The 15,914-nt window shown below is 72.7% G+C and carries 14 protein-coding genes; 11 read left to right on the top strand and 3 right to left on the bottom strand.

From position 1 onward, the window contains the following. Positions 1–23: 23 nt before the first annotated feature. The 5 genes from HJD23_RS11795 to HJD23_RS11775 all read left to right on the top strand — a co-directional run bounded on the left by HJD23_RS11795 (position 24) and on the right by HJD23_RS11775 (position 5,426). Complete coding sequence (locus tag HJD23_RS11795) at positions 24–1,250, top strand: Ig-like domain-containing protein (protein WP_171114369.1); 1,227 nt, start codon at positions 24–26, stop codon at positions 1,248–1,250. A gap of 190 nt (positions 1,251–1,440) precedes the next feature. Continuing rightward, positions 1,441–2,703, top strand: a complete 1,263-nt coding sequence (locus HJD23_RS11790) for an Ig-like domain-containing protein (RefSeq protein ID WP_240980983.1) — start codon at positions 1,441–1,443, stop codon at positions 2,701–2,703. A gap of 111 nt (positions 2,704–2,814) precedes the next feature. After that, positions 2,815–3,582 (top strand): enoyl-CoA hydratase-related protein, encoded by a 768-nt coding sequence (locus HJD23_RS11785; RefSeq protein WP_171114371.1) that lies wholly within the window; start codon positions 2,815–2,817, stop codon positions 3,580–3,582. Positions 3,583–3,852: 270 nt separating this feature from the next. Continuing rightward, the gene (locus HJD23_RS11780) at positions 3,853–4,356 is read left to right on the top strand and encodes an ATP-binding protein (RefSeq protein WP_171114372.1); all 504 of its coding nucleotides are present in this window, start codon (positions 3,853–3,855) and stop codon (positions 4,354–4,356) included. 116 nt (positions 4,357–4,472) lie between these two features. Continuing rightward, complete coding sequence (locus tag HJD23_RS11775; RefSeq protein WP_171134016.1) at positions 4,473–5,426, top strand: IS481 family transposase; 954 nt, start codon at positions 4,473–4,475, stop codon at positions 5,424–5,426. Positions 5,427–5,513: 87 nt separating this feature from the next. Here the strand turns inward: HJD23_RS11775 and HJD23_RS11770 are convergent, their stop codons facing one another. Beyond that, positions 5,514–6,164, bottom strand: coding sequence for a GNAT family N-acetyltransferase (locus HJD23_RS11770; protein WP_171112704.1), 651 nt, complete (start codon positions 6,162–6,164; stop codon positions 5,514–5,516). Between the two features lie 67 nt (positions 6,165–6,231). On the opposite strand from HJD23_RS11770, the gene HJD23_RS43730 reads away from it, so the two are divergent. Together HJD23_RS43730 and HJD23_RS11755 are read left to right on the top strand one after the other, a co-directional pair. Continuing rightward, positions 6,232–6,465 (top strand): hypothetical protein, encoded by a 234-nt coding sequence (locus HJD23_RS43730; RefSeq protein ID WP_232107782.1) that lies wholly within the window; start codon positions 6,232–6,234, stop codon positions 6,463–6,465. Between the two features lie 50 nt (positions 6,466–6,515). Then, entirely contained in the window at positions 6,516–6,728 is a 213-nt protein-coding gene (locus HJD23_RS11755) for an EF-hand domain-containing protein (protein WP_171118600.1), read from the top strand. A 58-nt stretch (positions 6,729–6,786) separates the two neighbouring features. Here HJD23_RS11755 and HJD23_RS11750 read toward each other — a convergent pair whose 3' ends face one another. Continuing rightward, positions 6,787–7,707, bottom strand: coding sequence for an AraC family transcriptional regulator (locus HJD23_RS11750; protein WP_171112706.1), 921 nt, complete (start codon positions 7,705–7,707; stop codon positions 6,787–6,789). A 102-nt stretch (positions 7,708–7,809) separates the two neighbouring features. On the opposite strand from HJD23_RS11750, the gene HJD23_RS11745 reads away from it, so the two are divergent. Further along, a complete protein-coding gene (locus tag HJD23_RS11745) occupies positions 7,810–8,808 on the top strand; it encodes a zinc-dependent alcohol dehydrogenase family protein (RefSeq protein WP_171112708.1) in 999 nt (332 codons plus the stop codon). Here HJD23_RS11745 and HJD23_RS11740 read toward each other — a convergent pair. Then, entirely contained in the window at positions 8,805–10,712 is a 1,908-nt protein-coding gene (locus HJD23_RS11740) for a beta-N-acetylglucosaminidase domain-containing protein (RefSeq protein WP_171112711.1), read from the bottom strand. The genes HJD23_RS11745 and HJD23_RS11740 overlap by 4 nt on opposite strands. Before the next feature lie 268 nt (positions 10,713–10,980). Here HJD23_RS11740 and HJD23_RS11735 point away from each other — a divergent pair, with 268 nt between their 5' ends. From HJD23_RS11735 to HJD23_RS11725, 3 genes are read left to right on the top strand one after another with little or no spacing between them, the layout of a single operon-like run. Continuing rightward, positions 10,981–11,868 (top strand): adenylate/guanylate cyclase domain-containing protein, encoded by an 888-nt coding sequence (locus HJD23_RS11735; RefSeq protein ID WP_171112713.1) that lies wholly within the window; start codon positions 10,981–10,983, stop codon positions 11,866–11,868. Then, the gene (locus HJD23_RS11730; RefSeq protein ID WP_171112715.1) at positions 11,865–14,156 is read left to right on the top strand and encodes a hypothetical protein; all 2,292 of its coding nucleotides are present in this window, start codon (positions 11,865–11,867) and stop codon (positions 14,154–14,156) included. The genes HJD23_RS11735 and HJD23_RS11730 overlap by 4 nt, the downstream gene beginning before the upstream one ends. After that, the gene (locus HJD23_RS11725) at positions 14,153–15,910 is read left to right on the top strand and encodes a hypothetical protein (protein WP_171112717.1); all 1,758 of its coding nucleotides are present in this window, start codon (positions 14,153–14,155) and stop codon (positions 15,908–15,910) included. The genes HJD23_RS11730 and HJD23_RS11725 overlap by 4 nt, the downstream gene beginning before the upstream one ends. Positions 15,911–15,914: the final 4 nt, after the last annotated feature.

Genomic DNA, 15,914 nt, shown 5'->3' with positions numbered 1-15,914 from the left:
GGGCCCGGTCGTTGGACACGTTTGTGAGGCACGTACATGGGCGCGCGCGGCGCGCGAGGGCCGCACTGGCCGCCGTACTGACATGGGCAGGGCTGCTGGCCGGGGCCACCGGCTGCACCACGGACGGCTTGAGCGGGCTCGGCACGCTCGGCAAGCCACGGTCCCCCAAGGACGTCATCCAGATTTCTCCGGACGACCGCAGCAAGGGCGTCCGCCCCGACGAGACGCTGTCCGTACGGGTGTCCAGTGGACGCCTGGAATCGGTGCGGGTCGTCAAGTCCCAGGACGCCCAGGAGCAGCCGGTGCCCGGCCGGCTCTCACCCGACGGGCGGCGCTGGGAACCCGCCGACCAGAGGCTGGCACTGGCCGCCGAGTACACCGTCGACGCGGTGGCCCGGGACGACCACGGCCGCCGCTTCGCCCGGCACACCACCTTCACCACGTACGTCCCCGAGGAGCGCTTCATCGCGTACGTCACCCCGGAGCACCGCTCGGTGGTCGGCACCGGAATGATCGTCAGCCTGGGGTTCAACCGGGAGATCACCGACCGCGCGGCCGTCGAACGGGCCGTACGCGTCACCGCGAAGCCCGCCGTCGAGATCCGCCCGCACTGGTTCGGCCGGGACCGTCTCGACTTCCGGCCCGAGCACTACTGGAAACCCGGTACCGAGGTCACCGTCGACCTGCGGCTCAGGGACGTCGAGGGCGCACCCGGGGTCTACGGGCTCCAGTACAAGACGGTCGCCTTCACCGTCGGACGCAGCCAGGTCTCCCTGGTCGACGCCGAGAAGCACACCATGGAGGTGCGCCGGGACGGCGAGCTGCTCGGCACGGTGCCGATCACCGCGGGGGCGCCCAAGACGCCGACGTACAACGGGAAGATGGTGGTCACCGACATGTACGAGGTGACCCGGATGAACGGCAGCACGGTCGGCTTCGGCGGTGAGTACGACATCCCGGACGTCCCGCACGCCATGCGCCTCACCGAGTCCGGCACCTTCCTGCACGGCAACTACTGGGCGGCGGCCCGCACCTTCGGGGACACGAACGTCAGCCACGGGTGCATCGGGCTGCGGGACGAGAAGGGCGGCAGTTCGGAGACCCCGGCGGGCTGGTTCTTCGACCGCACGCTGGTGGGGGACGTCGTCGAAGTCGTCAACAGCAAGGACAAAAAGGTCGCTCCCGACAACGGACTCGGCGGCTGGAACATGGGGTGGAACGCGTGGAAAGCGGGCAGTGCTCCGATGTGAGCCTGCCGGGGGGTGGGGTGGCCCGTGGCGGCCGGTCGATGTTGGGACTGAACGGTGACAATCGTGCGGCCTCGACCGCGCCGACCATGTGGTTAATATGCGCCGAACGCGCGGGACGCGCAGGGGAGGGGGCCCGACGGGGTCCGATGAGGGCCCGGTCAGAGGCCCGTTGAGGGGAGACAACTTGAACGTGCGACCGATATCGGGGGCGTCGGTTGACGCGCGCGCGAACCGAAAGAGGGGCGGGAGCGGACGCAAGGGCCTGGCGCTGGTCGCGGGCGTACTGCTGCTGTCCGTCACGGCGTGCGGCGGGGGATCGGACTCCGGGTCGGGCTCCGCGGCCGGGTCCGGGGACGGCAAGGGCAAGGGTGCGGCCACGGCGCAGAGCAAGCAGTCCGAGGCGGCCGTGACCATCACCCCCGAGGACGGCGCGGAGTCCGTCGACACCAGCGGGGCCCTCAAGGTCACCGCCGCCAAGGGCAAGCTGACCGAGGTCGTCGTCAAGGACGCCAAGGGCAACGAGATCGCCGGTGAGATATCCAAGGACGGCGCCACCTGGACGCCGTCCACCCACCTGGCCGCCGCCACCAAGTACCAGGTGCACGCGGTCGCGAAGGACTCCGCGGGCCGCGAGGCCGCCGAGGACGCCGACTTCACCACGCTGACGCCGCAGAACACGTTCATCGGCCACTTCACCCCCGAGGACGGCTCCACCGTCGGCGTCGGAATGCCCTTCTCCCTCAACTTCACCCGGGGTATCACCAACCCCGAGCAGGTCGAGAAGGCCATCGAGATCAAGACCGAACCGGCGGTCGACGTCGAGGGTCACTGGTTCGGCAACGACCGGCTCGACTTCCGGCCCGAGAAGTACTGGAAGGCCGGCACCAAGGTCACCGTCAAGCTCAACCTCGACGGCGTCGAGGGCCGCCCCGGCGTCTACGGCGAGCAGGCCAAGACCGTCTCCTTCACGATCGGCCGCAACCAGGTCTCCGTCGTCGACGCCAAGAAGCTCACGATGAAGGTCATGCGGGACGGCAAGGTCGTCAAGACCCTCCCCGTCACCACCGGCAAGGCCGGTATGGAGACCTGGAACGGGCAGATGGTCATCAGCGAGAAGCACGTGGTGACCCGGATGAACGGCGAGACCGTCGGCTACGGCGGCGAGTACGACATCAAGGACGTCCCGCACGCCATGCGCCTGACCACCTCCGGCACCTTCCTGCACGGCAACTACTGGGCGGGCGGCGCCTTCGGCAACTACAACGCCAGCCACGGCTGCATCGGCCTGCGCGATGCGCGCGGCGGCTGGGACAAGGGCGCACCGGGCGCGTGGTTCTTCAACAACTCCCTGATCGGCGACGTGGTCGTGGTGAAGAACTCCAACGACCGGATCGTGGACCCGGACAACGGGCTCAACGGCTGGAACATGTCGTGGGAGAAGTGGAAGGCGTGACCCGCTGACGAGGACGGGCCCGGTGCGACGCACGGCACCGGGCCCGATGTCGTCGGTGGTGTGAGCGACCGCACCGGGCCGGTCCCCGTTAGTCCCCGTTAACCTGCTGGCATGACCGTGAATCTGGAAGTCGCCGAGGGCGTCGGCACCCTCCGTCTCGACCGCCCGCCCATGAACGCGCTGGACACCGCCACGCAGGACCGGCTGAAGGAACTCGCCGAGGAGGCCACGCGCCGCGACGACGTGCGCGCGGTCGTCGTCTACGGCGGCGAGAAGGTGTTCGCGGCCGGCGCGGACATCAAGGAGATGCAGGCCATGGACCACACGGCGATGGTCCTGCGCGCCCGCGCCCTGCAGGACTCCTTCACGGCGGTGGCGCGCATCCCCAAGCCGGTGGTTGCGGCCGTGACGGGTTACGCGCTCGGCGGCGGCTGCGAACTCGCGCTGTGCGCCGACTACCGCATCGCCGCCGACAACGCCAAGCTGGGCCAGCCGGAGATCCTGCTCGGCCTGATCCCGGGCGCGGGCGGCACCCAGCGGCTGGCCCGGCTGATCGGCCCGTCCAAGGCCAAGGACCTGATCTTCACCGGCCGGATGGTGAAGGCCGACGAGGCGCTGACCCTGGGCCTGGTGGACCGGGTGGTCCCGGCGGCCGAGGTGTACGACACGGCGCACGCGTGGGCGGCGAAGCTGGCGCAGGGCCCGGCGCTCGCCCTGCGCGCGGCGAAGGAGTCGATCGACACGGGCCTGGAGACGGACATCGACACCGGCCTCGCCGTCGAACGGAACTGGTTCGCGGGCCTGTTCGCCACGGAGGACCGTGAGCGGGGGATGCGCAGCTTCGTGGAGGAGGGGCCGGGCAAGGCCAAGTTCCTGTAAGTCGCGCGTCAAGCTTGCAATTGACGCGCTGTCTGATCCGGTCCCTCGATGGGGCGGTTTATGGCAGCCTTATGGCAGCCTTAAGCCTGCCTTGTCGAGGGAGATCGTCCATTGCCGCCGGCCGACCCTTCTTCGCAGGTCACAGGGGCTGTTGGCGGCTCCGAACCGCCACCGGCATATGCCAACCGAAGCGCCCGGAACGACGATCCGAGGGAGGCGTATTCCGCGGGAACGGCCCCGCAGGACGCGCCGGGCGGCCATGATGGGGGCATGGCGGGGCTGGAGGGCATCGAACAGCCGCAAGGACGCGGCCGTACGACCGCGGCGCGCTGGTCGCCGGCGGCCGAGGACGAACGAGCGCTCAAGGCGCTGGAGTTGTTCGGCAATCCGACGGAGGCGGAGATTCCGCTGCCGTCCCGTCCCGAGTCCGCCGCGACGGCACGCCGGCTCGCCCAGGTCGTCGTACTGCGCCAGTGGGGCCTGTCCGCCAAAACGACCGAGGAGGCCGTTTTACTGGTCTCCGAGCTGGTCGGCAATGCCGTACGTCACACCGGCGCCCGGGTGTTCGGTCTGCGGATGCGCCGGCGCCGGGGCTGGATCCGCGTCGAGGTCCGTGACCCGTCCCGGGGGCTGCCCTGTCTGATGCCGGTCCAGGAGATGGACGTCAGCGGCCGGGGCCTGTACCTCGTCGACAAACTCTCGGACCGCTGGGGCGTGGACCTGCTGCCGCGCGGCAAGACGACCTGGTTCGAGATGAGGGTGGCCGACCACTAGGTGTTCTGCCCACGGAGGTTGGTGACAGCGATCACTGCCGTGTGATCTTGAAATGGGTGAGGGCCTTCTGGCCTGGTGTGGATTGCGACATCTGCACCAGCAACAGAAAGGCCCTCGTGCCCCACCGTAATGCACCCCTGACCGAGACCGGCCGCCTGCGCCTGGCCCGCTGCGTCGTAGACGACAACTGGAGCCTGCGACGGGCCGCAGAACGCTTCCAGGTCTCGCCGACCACGGCCCAGCGGTGGGTCGACCGTTACCGTCGGCTCGGCGAGGCCGGCATGGCCGACCGCTCCAGCCGTCCGCGCACCAGCCCGCGCCGCACCCCGACCCGCACCGAGCGCCGGATCATCAAGGTCCGCATCCTGCGCCGGTGGGGACCGGCCCGCATCGCGCACCTGCTGCACCTGGTGCCCTCAACGGTGCACCGCGTCCTGGCCCGCTACGGCCTGGCCCGCCTTGCCCACCTGGACCGGGCCACCGGCCGTGTCATACGCCGCTACGAACGCGACCGGCCCGGCGAACTGGTCCATGTCGACATCAAGAAGCTCGGCAACATCCCCGACGGCGGCGGCCACAAAGTCCTCGGCCGCGCCGCAGGCCGCAAGAACCGCACGAACGCCGGCTACAGCTACCTGCACACCGCCGTCGACGACCACTCCCGCCTGGCCTACAGCGAGATCCACGCCGACGAGAAGAAGGAGACCGCCACCGCCTTCTGGACCCGCGCCCACGCCTTCTTCATCCAGGCCGGCATCACCGTGGAACGGGTACTGACCGACAACGGCTCCTGCTACCGCTCCCGCAACTGGCGCGACCTGCTGGCAGCGGCCGGGATCACCCACAAACGAACCCGGCCCTACCGGCCACAGACGAACGGCAAGGTCGAACGCTTCAACCGCACCCTGCTGGACGAGTGGGCCTACGCCCGCCCCTACCGGTCCGAGGCCGAACGACGGCAGGCGTTCGACGAGTGGCTGCACACCTACAATCACCACCGCGGACACACCGCGCTCAAGGGCCAACCACCCGCCAGCCGCGTCCCCAACCTCACAGGGCAATACAACTAGGGCGTCCCGCGGACGGCTGAGGCGGGCCGCAGCCGGATGCGTGGGCCCGCGCAAGGGTGTTTGGGCGGACACGCCGCCGCGTCGCCGTCAGCCCTCACTGCGAGGCCTGGCACTGAGCAGCGCCTCCGACCCGACCGGCCGGAAACCGGCCGCCTGGAACGCCCGCAGACTGCGGGCGTTCCCCGGGGAGATCTGGGCCCACACCGGCTCGCCCCCGGCCAGGTGCCGCGCCGCCAGCGCCAGGGCCCGCCCCAGCCCCCGGTGCCGTACCGCCTCCGCCACCTCCACCGCGGCCTCCAGCCGTCCCGCGATGCCGCGTCCCAGCACCAGCACACCGCCGTCGGCGGCCCACACCCGCACGTCGTCACGGCGCCGCAGCGAGCTGACGACCCGCGGATGAGCGGGGTCGCGGATCTCCCGCAGCGCGAGCGGCGGCTCACCCGGCAGCGGCGAGGCCACCGTCATCACGTCGATCGTGTCCGTGGTGCGTCCCGTGCGGTCCATGAAGGCGGCGAGGAAGCGGGCGTTCATCGTCGCCGCGAGCGCGTCGCAGTCGAGGGCGCCCAGGGTGTCGTACACCCACTGGGGGTCCTCGTCGGTGAAGACGACCGAGCGGCCGGTGAAGGCGATCACGCCCGCGTCCCGGGGGCAGTGCTGGGGCACGACCGTCGTCCGGCCGTCCGCCGGTGGGAAGACGCCCCGCGCCGCCGCGTCCAGAATGTCCCGCAAGGTCTCCACCGCAGCGCTCCTTGAGTCTCCACCCACTGGAAGGCACAGACTCGCAGACGAGGGCGTCCTGCACCCGGTGGCCCACTTCGCGGGCGGCTACCGGCTGTACGACGCGGCGTCCGTGGCCCGCCTGGAGCTGATCCGCTCGCTGCGCGCCGACCGGGGGCCGGACGTGCCCGCCGGGGCGTCGATGTGGTTCGCGCGCTACCGCGAACTGCTCGCCGTGGTGAAGGGCCTGGAACCGGCCGCGGCGCACCGCGAGGAGTTCGTGTGGGTGGTCGCCGCACTGGAGGCCCGCGTGGGCAGTTAATCTGACCTGCGTCAGTACGACGGCAAGAGCACGAGATGAGGGGCGGATCGGTGGCGGACATCGAGGAAGCGCGCAAGCAGTTCGAGCGGATCGACGCGGACGGTGACGGACGGATCACCGCCCAGGAGTTCAAGACCGCTCTGGCGCAGGGGGGCGACTGGAACGTCACCGAGGCGGTCGCCGAGGCCATCATCGCCGGCCGCGACCTCGACGGCGACAAGCTCCTGTCGTTCGACGAGTTCTGGGCGCACCTGAACAAGTGAGCCTGCCCGAAGGGGCGCCTCTCGCCGGGAGCGGCCTGGGCGCCCCTTCGTCATACGGTCAGGAGACCCGCCGCCGGTACTGCCCCGGCGCCATCCCGAACGCCCGCTTGAAAGCCTTGGCGAACGCGAACTCCGAGGTGTAGCCGGTGCGCTGGGCGATCAGGCGCAGGGGCGTGTCGTCGTCCCGCAGGAGGCGGCCGGCCGTGGTCATGCGCCACCACGTCAGATAGCCGAGCGGGGGCTCGCCGACCAGGGCGGTGAAGCGGCGGGCGAAGGCCGCGCGCGAGAGGCCGCCGGTGGCGCCGAGTTCCTCGACGGTCCAGGGGTGCGCCGGGTCGGCGTGGATGGCGCGCAGGGCGGCCGCGACGGCCGGGTCGGCGAGCGCGGCCGACCAGCCCGTCGGATGCCCCGAGCCCTGCCGCTCGCGCTCCCACCAGGCCCGCAGGATGTACAGCAGCAGCGTGTCGAGCAGCGCGGTGACGATCGTGTCCGCTCCCGGCCGGGGCTCCGCCAGCTCCGTGCCCAGCAGGTCCACCGCGGCACGGAGCTGACCGTGCGCACCGACCCGGGCGGGCAGGTGCACGACCTCCGGCAACTCGGTCAGCAGCGGATGGGCCCGGCTGCGGTCCAGCAGGTACGCCCCGCACAGGATGACCGCGTCCGGCTCCGACTCCCGTGGCTCGGCGGGGACTTCGGGCCACAGGCCGTCCGGAGTCCGTCGTACGTCCTCCAGCGGTACGTCGAGATCGGCGGCCAGCGCGTGCCCGCGCCCGTGGGCCAGGAACGCCACATCGCCCGGCGCCAGCGCCACCGGCTCGCCCTCGGCCGGGATCAGCCACGCCGACCCGCGCAGCACCACGTGGAACCCGGCGCCGTCCGAGGCCTCGAAGTGCAGCCCCCACGGTGCGTACATGTCCTGGCGTCCCGAGTGCGGCCGTCCGGTGCGCATGGCGGCGACCGCGTCGCTGAGCACGTCCATGTCCGTACCGTAGCCCGCAGGCCCGGCAGCGAAGACGTACGGACAGGAAATCGAGATCGGTGGACATGGTTCGTCTCTTCCGGCGCGCCTAGCGTCGACGGCATGTCAACCACCGCACGTGCAGTGCTCTTTCACGAAACCGGCGGCCCCGACGTGCTGAGGGTCGAGGAGACCGAGCTGCCCGAACCCGGCCCGGGCGAGGTCCTCATCGACGTGGCCGCTGTCGGGCTCAACCGCGCGGACCTGTTGTTCCGCGCCGGACAGTACTTCTACGCGCCGACGCTGCCCGGCTCCCGCAACGGCTACGAGGCCGCGGGCGAGGTCGTCGCCGTCGGACCCGGCGTGACCGCGTTCGCCCCCGGCGAACCGGTGCTCACCGGCGGCAACTTCGAGCTCAGCGCCCGTGGCGTGTACGGCGACCGCATCCTCATGCCCGGGACGGCGGTGCTGCCGCGCCCCCGGGAGGTGGACGCGGTGACGGCGGCCGCCGCGTGGGTCACCTACTCGACGGCGTACGGCGCCCTGGTCCGGCAGGCCGCCCTGGCACCCGGCGACCATGTCCTGGTCACCGGCGCATCCAGCGGCGCCGGTACCGCCGCGATCCAGGTGGCCCGCCGCACCGGCGCCGTACCGATCGCCACCACCCGCACCGCGGCCAAGCGGCGGCGGCTGCTCGATCTGGGCGCCGAGCATGTCGTCGTCAGCGACGGCGAGGACGTGGTGAAGGAGACCCGGCGGCTCACCGGCGGGCGCGGCGTCGAGGTCGTCTTCGACGCGATCGGCGGGCCCGGCTTCCGCACCCTCGGCGAGGCCGTCGTCCCGGGCGGCACGCTGATCAGTTACGGCTGGCTGGACGGCCGGCCCACGGAACTCCCGGTGCACTGGCCCCTCACCGTCCACGGCTACAACAACCTCGCCGCCGCCGACACCGCGGAAGGCCGCCGCCGGGCCTCCCACTACGTCAACTCCGGCCTCCTCGACGGCACACTGCGCCCGGTCGTCGCCGAGGTCCTCGACGGACTCGACCGACTCCCCGACGCCCACCGGCTGATGGAGCGCAACGCACACACCGGCAAGATCGTCGTACGGGTCCGAAGCTAGTCCAGGGCCCGCGCCACGAACGCGTCCAGCACCCCCGCTCCCACCTCCACCGTGCGCTTGCGGCCCTGCCAGTCGGTGACCGTGTGGGAGCGGGCGGTGTCGCGCAGGGTGCGGACCTGGGTGCGGGTGCCCGTGCCGTCCTGGAGGGCCAGGGCGGCCAGGGCCGCTCGTGCCCAGTCGTGGGTGGCGTCCAGCCAGGGGGCGGCGGAGGTGCGCAGCGCCGGTGGGACCGTGTCGCGGGCCGAGGCGAGGGTGGTGAGGTGTGCGCGCAGGGCCTGCCGCGCGTTCGGGGCGCCGCGCCGGTAGGCCTCGATCAGCGCGGCCAGCTTCGGTGCCTTGGTCGTGTCGATGCGGGAGGCGTGGTTGAGGTCGGCGAAGGCGCGCAGGGCGGTGAGGGCGCGGCGGTCGCCGGCGGCGAGGAGTTGCAGGCCCGCGTCGAGGGCGGCGGTGGGGCGGTAGGCCTCCGGATGCCAGGCGTAGGCGGCGAGCGAGAAGAGGGCGGGGACGGAGGCGCTGGCCTGGTTCATCGGGTTGGCGGTGATGCCCGCCACCGCGCCGGGGACGCCGGAGTCGCGGCCCACGTAGGGGCCGAGCAGGAGGTTGCCCGGCGTGTAGTCGTTCACCGGGTAGTTGTCCCAGATCAGCACCGGGTGCGCGTAGCGGCGGGCGGCCTCGCGGGCCTGGTCGGTGCGCAGGGTGGGGGAGACGACCAGGGGGCCCGTCCACATCACGGTGATGTCGGGGGAGAGGGCCGAGGCGAGGGTTGTCTTGTAGTCGGTGGCACGCGTGCCGTCGTACTCCGTGGGGACCGTGATCAGGGGGGCGGCTTCCGGGCGGGGGGCCAGGAAGTCGCGCTGGATGTCGTTCAGCAGGTCCGCCTGGGCGCGGGCCACCGCTGCCCGGCCGTGGCCGTACGTCGTCCCGTCGGCGGCGCAGTTCCAGCGGGTGATGTCGATGTCGTCGAGCGGGACGGCGTACGAGCGCACTCCGATGTCCCAGAGCTGGCGGAACTTGCGCAGCAGGGCGGCGCGGTCGGCGGCGGAGGAGTAGCAGACGGTCGGGCCGGGGGAGAGGGCGTAGACGAAGGAGACGTGGCGGGCGGTGGCGCGTTGGGCCAGGGCGCGCAGGGCGGTCAGGCGTGACTGCGGGTACGGGTCGCGCCAGCGGGAGCGCAGGTAGGGGTCGTCCTTGGGGCTGTAGAGGTAGGTGTTGAGCTTCCAGCGGGCGGCGAAGTCGAGCTGGGCCAGGCGCTCCTGGTGCGTCCAGGGGGTGCCGTAGAAGCCCTCGACGATGCCCCTCGTGCCGGTGGCGGGCCAGTCCCGGATGCGGACGGCGGGCAGGGCGGTGCGGGCGGTGGCCGCGCCGACGGGGCGCACCAGCTGGGCGAAGGTCTGCGCGGCGTGGAAGGTGCCGGTCCGGTCCGCTCCGGCGAGGACGACGCGCGGGGCGTCGTCGGCGTGGCCGACGGCGAGGACGTAGCCGCCCTTGGGCAGGCCCTTCGGTGAACCGGCGGCCAGGTCCGCCGTCGTCCCGTCGGTCACCACCAGCAGCTCCCCGGAGCGCGGCTCGTCGCCGATACGGATCTCGCGGGCGCCGCCCGCGCGCAGCGCCCGGACGACAGTGTCGAGGGTGGCCGGATCCGTCGTGTCCCCCGTGCGTACGGCCACGCTGCGGCCGATGGCCACCGAGCCCCCGTCGTCGCGTACGACGCGCGGTGGGGGCCAGAGGGCGGGCACCGATGTGCTGTTCTCGGCGTGCGGCCGGGCATCGCCCCCGGTGGGCGAGGCCGCCGCCCGCGTGCCGTCGCCTTCGGTGCCGCCCGTGCAGTCGCGCAGCAGCAGCACGAACGCCAGCCCGAGCGCGAAGCCCAGCAGCAGCGGCAGCGGGATGCGGAACGCGCGCACCGGGCCCCTCCCTCGTGCGTCGACGGCCGGACGGCCAACTCACCTGTGAGCAACAGGGTATGACGGTGTGGCAGTTGCGGGCGGATGGGTTGCGTGAACCGGGCGGTGGGCATCGTAGAGGTCCGTGTGGTGTCTTGTCCGGATGCGCCGTGCGGAAGGGGCACATGCGCCGCGTTGTGCGCCAGTTGGCGTAGACAGGGGCACTCGCAGCTTTTATCCAGGTAGTCGCGGGGCGGACGTGGCCCCGGCCGAGCACAGGAGGTCGCCGATGGTCGCGCCGGATCCTCTCAGCCACTGGATCGTCCTTCTCGACATCGAGGACTTCAGTCTGCGCGCGGAGACCGCTCAGGCGACGCTGCACGAAGAGCTGTATCACGTCGTCGAGTTCGCGCTGGCGCGCGCCGGTCTGGACCTCGACGGGTGCTCCGTGCAGGACCGCGGGGACGGCATGCTGATCCTGATCGCGATCGGCACCAGCCCCACCAGGCTGTTGCGTGAACTGGTGCGGGGCCTGGAGGACGCGCTGGTCGAGCACCGGGGCAAGTACAACGACGACCACCGCATGCGGCTGCGCGTCGGTCTGCACCAGGGGCTGGTGATCCAGCGCGGCCAGCGGTGGACCGGCACGGCCGTCAACGACCTGGCCCGGCTGGTGGACGCCGCGCCGGTCAAGCAGGTGCTCGCCCGGGCCACCCGTGCGCACCTCGTGGTGGTCGTCTCCGAGGAGATACACCGGTCGGTGGTGCTGGGCCGCTACCCGGGCATCGACCCCGCGGCCTATCTGCCCGCCGACTTCGTCACCAAGCACGACGAGCAGCGCCGGGGCTGGGTCACCGTGCCCGGCTATCCGGCGCCTCCCGGACTTCCCGCGGACCCGGGGGAGTCGCCACGTGACCGTGGAAGAAACGGGGGAACACCCGGCACGGGCGGCAACGCGGGAGGAGTGGGCGGCGGCACCGACCCGGGGAGCCCGGTACCGCCGCCCACGCTCTACGTGGAAGGCATGACGGGCGGTCAGCTGGCCTTCGGGGACGGTGCGTTGGCTGTCGGGGGCGACTATGTGGAGGGGGACAAGAAGGTCTACGGCTCTCCTCCGACGCCCAGTGCTGCGCCCGAAGCGCCCGCTCCCCGCCGCACCCCCGCGGACGGATCATGAGTACGCCTCCCGGACCCGCCCCCGCCACCCCGTCGCCCGCCCCGCAACCGGGGCCCGCGGCAGCACCGAGGGGCGGTCAGCCCGCCCCAGCCGCTCCCGCCGGGCCCGCCCCGGGCGCGGGTGCCGGAGCCGGTGGTGATGGCCAGCCCCCGGCGGGGCCGCAGGCGCCCACCCCGGAACCCCCCGCCAACAACGTCGGCGCCGGTGCCAGTGCCAGCGTCGCCACCGCCCGCACCGGTCAGGGCAGCCTGCGTGCCGGGCTGCTGCGCGAGGCCTGGACGCACATCGGCGGCGACCGGGTGCAGGGCGACAAGATCGTCATCCAGGCTCCGGGTGAGCGCGGAGTGGTCCTGCGTACGGTGGCCGCCGCCTTGGTGGAGACCGTCCGGCACACCTTCCAGGCGCCGCCCCGCTGGGACGACATCCAGGCCGACGCCTGGCAGCGCCGGTCGGTCGTGCTGCGCGGCCCCGGCGGCGCGGGCAAGACCGCGGCGGCCGTCCGGCTGCTGATCTCCGCCCAGGTCAAGGCCTGGTACCTGCTGGACTCGGTGGCCGAACTGACCCGGCTGACCGAGCTGCGCCAACTCGGCAGCGGCGCCGGTCTGCTCCTCGACCGCCCCCGCGACCTCGGCGAGCTGCGCGGCTCCCAACTGGCCGGACTCGAAGGCCTGCTGGAGCGGGCCGACGCCCGCCTGGTGCTGATCGCCGGGCCGGACGCCGAACTGGACCGCGGCGTCGGCGAGTACGTCCAGCGCGTCACCCGCCCCGACTCCCTGGACGCCGTACTCACCGCCCACCTCACCCACCGCCTCGGCGAGGCGGACGCCGCACGCGCCCTGGCCGCCGACGGCGTCGCCGACCTCACCGCGGAACTCCTGAGCGACGGTCCCGCCTGCCGTGACGCCGCCCGGCTCGCGGAGGTGCTCGCGCACGAGTACGGCGGGGGCGGCATCGACCCGGACCGGGTGCGCGCCCGGATGGACAGCTCCGGCGGCGAGGGCCCCGAGGAGTGGTTCGAGGGGCTCGGCGACACCGGGCTGCGCACCCAGGCCATCGCCCTCGCCGTCCTCGGCGGGCTGCCGCAGGAGGACGTGGCGCTGGCCGCATCCGCCCTTCTCGACCGGTTCCGCAGCGACCGCGGCGTCCTCACCACGAGCGTCGAGCGCGGCCCCGTACCGCTCAGGCAGGACCCGTTCGCGCAGTCCCGCCGGCTGCTCGCCGAGAAGCTGCGCGCCCGTACCGTCTCCGCGGTCACCCGCGGCAGCTTCGGTTGGCTGCCCTGCACCGTCGCCGAGTACCGCAACCCCGACTACCCGGCCCGGATCATCCGGCACGTCTGGTCCGAGTACCGCATCCAGCAGGAACTCGTCGGCTGGCTGGCCGAGCTGGTCGACTCGCCCTCGCAGCAGGTGCGCAGCTTCGCCGGGACCGCGCTCGGCCTGATCGCCACCGAGTCCTTCGACCACATCGCCACGCAGGTGCTGCCCGGCTGGGTGCTGCACGAGGACAGCGGCTCCGCGCGCCGCGAGGCCATCGCCTACGCCCTGCGCGTGTGCGCCCGCGACCCGGCCCTGCGGCCCGGCGTGCACGCCCTCGTCAACGGCTGGTATCTCAGCGGCACCTGGGAGTTCCAGGCCGCCGCCGCCCGCGCGTACGGGCTGTGCCTGGGCGGCGCCGACCTCGACACCGCCGTGCGCTGCCTCACCCGGCTCGGCACCGTCGACCACATCCAGGTCGCCATCGCCATCGGGGACGCCTTCGCCGACCTCGTCGAGGAGGACGTCGCCGCGCACGCCCCGCTGGTGCTGCGGGCCGTCGCCGAGATGGTGCACGAACCGCTCAGCCGCCCGGTCGGCCACCTGGTCTTCCTGATCCTCGCCGACGCCCTCGTCACCGAGGAACCCGCCGCCCCGGGCACCGCCCCGCGCGCCCGCCCCACCCTGCTGAAGCTGGCCGCCGCGGACCCGCCCGGCAGCGAACTGCGCCGCCTGCTCGGCTACCTGTGGTCCGAGGTGATCGGCGGAGAACTCTTCGGCGACGAGTCCGCCAACGTCCTGGAGGCCTGGGCCGCCCAGGCCGAGACCGACCCGCTGCTCCTCGACGATCTGCTCCGCGTCCTCGTCCAGGACGTGGCCGCTCGCAGTCCCCGCGTCGGCGGCCTCCTTCGGCGCTACGTGACGCGCTGGGCCGAACGCGACCGCTTCCGTCCCCTGCCCCGCGCCGCGGCGGTCCTCGGCAGCGCCCTGCGGCCGTCCGCCGACCCCGCTCACTCTGGAGGTGCCCGGTGACCGAGCCGGTGTCGTTGATCGTCAGCCAGACGCCGGTGCCCCGCATGGCCGTGGGGCCGACCAAGGCGACCGAACCCCATCTCGCCGTCGTCTACGCCACCGCGTCCGGCGAGGTGGCCTGCTTCGAGGGCCGCCCGATGAAGCCCTCGCAGCAGATGTTCTCCAAGTACCGCACCCGCTACGAGGTCGACCTGCGCGCCTACCAGCGCTCCGCCGTCCTCGGCCGCAACCCGCTCGTCTCCCGGGACGGCGTGCACGCCTTCGAGGTGACCGTCGACTTCGCCTTCCGCATCGACGGCTGGAAGGGCGCCGAGGACTTCGTACGTTCCGGCCTGCGCGACCCGCTGCCCGTGGTGCACGGCCACCTGGTCTCCCTCTTCCACGGCGCCGGCCAGCGCTTCGCCATCGAGGACTCCTTCGGCCTCCAGCACCACCTCAACCAGCTGTGCGCCCAGCCGGTCGTCTTCCAGGAAGGCCTCAAGCTGTACGGCTGCCAGGTGCACGTCCGACCGGACGCCAAGTCCCTGGCCCATCTGGAGTCCCTGATCGAGGCCGGCCGGCGCGAACACCTCGGCGCGGCCGAGCACATACCCAACAAGGGTGCCGTCGTCCGGCAGACCGAGATCGAGGCCATCCAGCAGCGGGCCCAGATCGAGGCCACGGCCCGGCAGGCGGACGCGCTCGCCGACACCCTCACCACCAGCGACGGCCTGATCCGCCACTACCTCGTCACCCACCCGCACGACGCGGCGGGCGCGTTCGAGATGCGCCGCCAGCTGGAGGAGGCCCGCGCGGCCACCGCCGAACTGCAGAACCAGCGCGCACTCGGCCTGTTCCAGGTGATGGCCGAGAAGGGCCTGATACAGGCCGGCGACCTCGAACAGATGCGCCAGCAGCTCACCGGCACCGTCGGCCGCGCCACCGGCGGCGACGGCGCCCTCCCGCCCCTCACCACCCCCCAGCTCACCGCCGGGCGTCCGTGGGACCCGCCGCAACTACCCCCAGCCGATCAGAGTCCGGCCCCCGGCTACACGCCGACCGTCGTCTCACCCACCGTCGGCCCCGCCACGCCGCCCGGCCCGCTCGTCAGGACCGCCCCCACCGCCCTGATCTACCTCGTCGTCGACGAGTCCCTCGACCGCGCCTGCCTCGACGAACTCCAGCGCGGACTGGACGCCCTGCACTCCGCGCTCTCCGACGCCCCGGACGTCTCCCGCGTCCTGCGGCTGGGCGTCCTCGGCATGGCCGCCACCACCGAACAGCGGCTGTCCCTGGCCGAGGTCGGCCCCGGCACCCGTACCCCCCTCCTCGTGGGCCGGCGCGGGCTGTCGTACAGCCAGGCCTTCCGCACCCTGCGGCCGTTGATCGGGCAGGACGTCACCGTCGTCAAGAACGACGGCGCCCAGGTGCTGCGTCCCCTCGTGTACTTCCTCACCGGCGGCGCACCCGACGAGGGCACCGCCTGGCGCAACGACCACCACGACCTGACCGACACCGACCGCAACCGGGCCGCCCCGCACCTGATCGCGCTGGGCTTCGGCCGGGCCGAGGCGCAGGCCGTGCGGGGCGTGGCGACCCGCCCCGAGTTCGGCTTCATGGCCGCCCCCCACCAGGACGCGGCCTCCGCCGCGCACAGCTGTGCCGCCTTCCTGCGGGACAGCGTCGTCTCGTACGGGCAGCGCCTCGCGTCCGGCGAGGCGAACTTCTCCATCAACCCGCCGGACGGATTCCGGCGGGCCGAGGACGCGCTGTGATCCT

It is taken from the genome of Streptomyces sp. Z423-1 (genome assembly GCF_013009255.1).
Classification (GTDB): Bacteria; Actinomycetota; Actinomycetes; order Streptomycetales; family Streptomycetaceae; genus Streptomyces; species Streptomyces gossypiisoli.
The sequence above is the reverse complement of the archived record's forward strand: the minus strand, read 5'-3'. Positions and strand labels throughout refer to the sequence as shown.

Excerpts from the sequence above, each read along its gene's own strand:
- HJD23_RS11785 (WP_171114371.1), top strand. The coding sequence starts at position 2,815 with ATGACCGTGAATCTGGAAGTCGCCGAGGGCGTCGGCACCCTCCGTCTC.
- HJD23_RS11780 (WP_171114372.1), top strand. The coding sequence starts at position 3,853 with ATGGCGGGGCTGGAGGGCATCGAACAGCCGCAAGGACGCGGCCGTACG.
- HJD23_RS11750 (WP_171112706.1), bottom strand. The coding sequence starts at position 7,707 with ATGGACGTGCTCAGCGACGCGGTCGCCGCCATGCGCACCGGACGGCCG.
- HJD23_RS11745 (WP_171112708.1), top strand. The coding sequence starts at position 7,810 with ATGTCAACCACCGCACGTGCAGTGCTCTTTCACGAAACCGGCGGCCCC.
- HJD23_RS11735 (WP_171112713.1), top strand. The coding sequence starts at position 10,981 with ATGGTCGCGCCGGATCCTCTCAGCCACTGGATCGTCCTTCTCGACATC.
- HJD23_RS11730 (WP_171112715.1), top strand. The coding sequence starts at position 11,865 with ATGAGTACGCCTCCCGGACCCGCCCCCGCCACCCCGTCGCCCGCCCCG.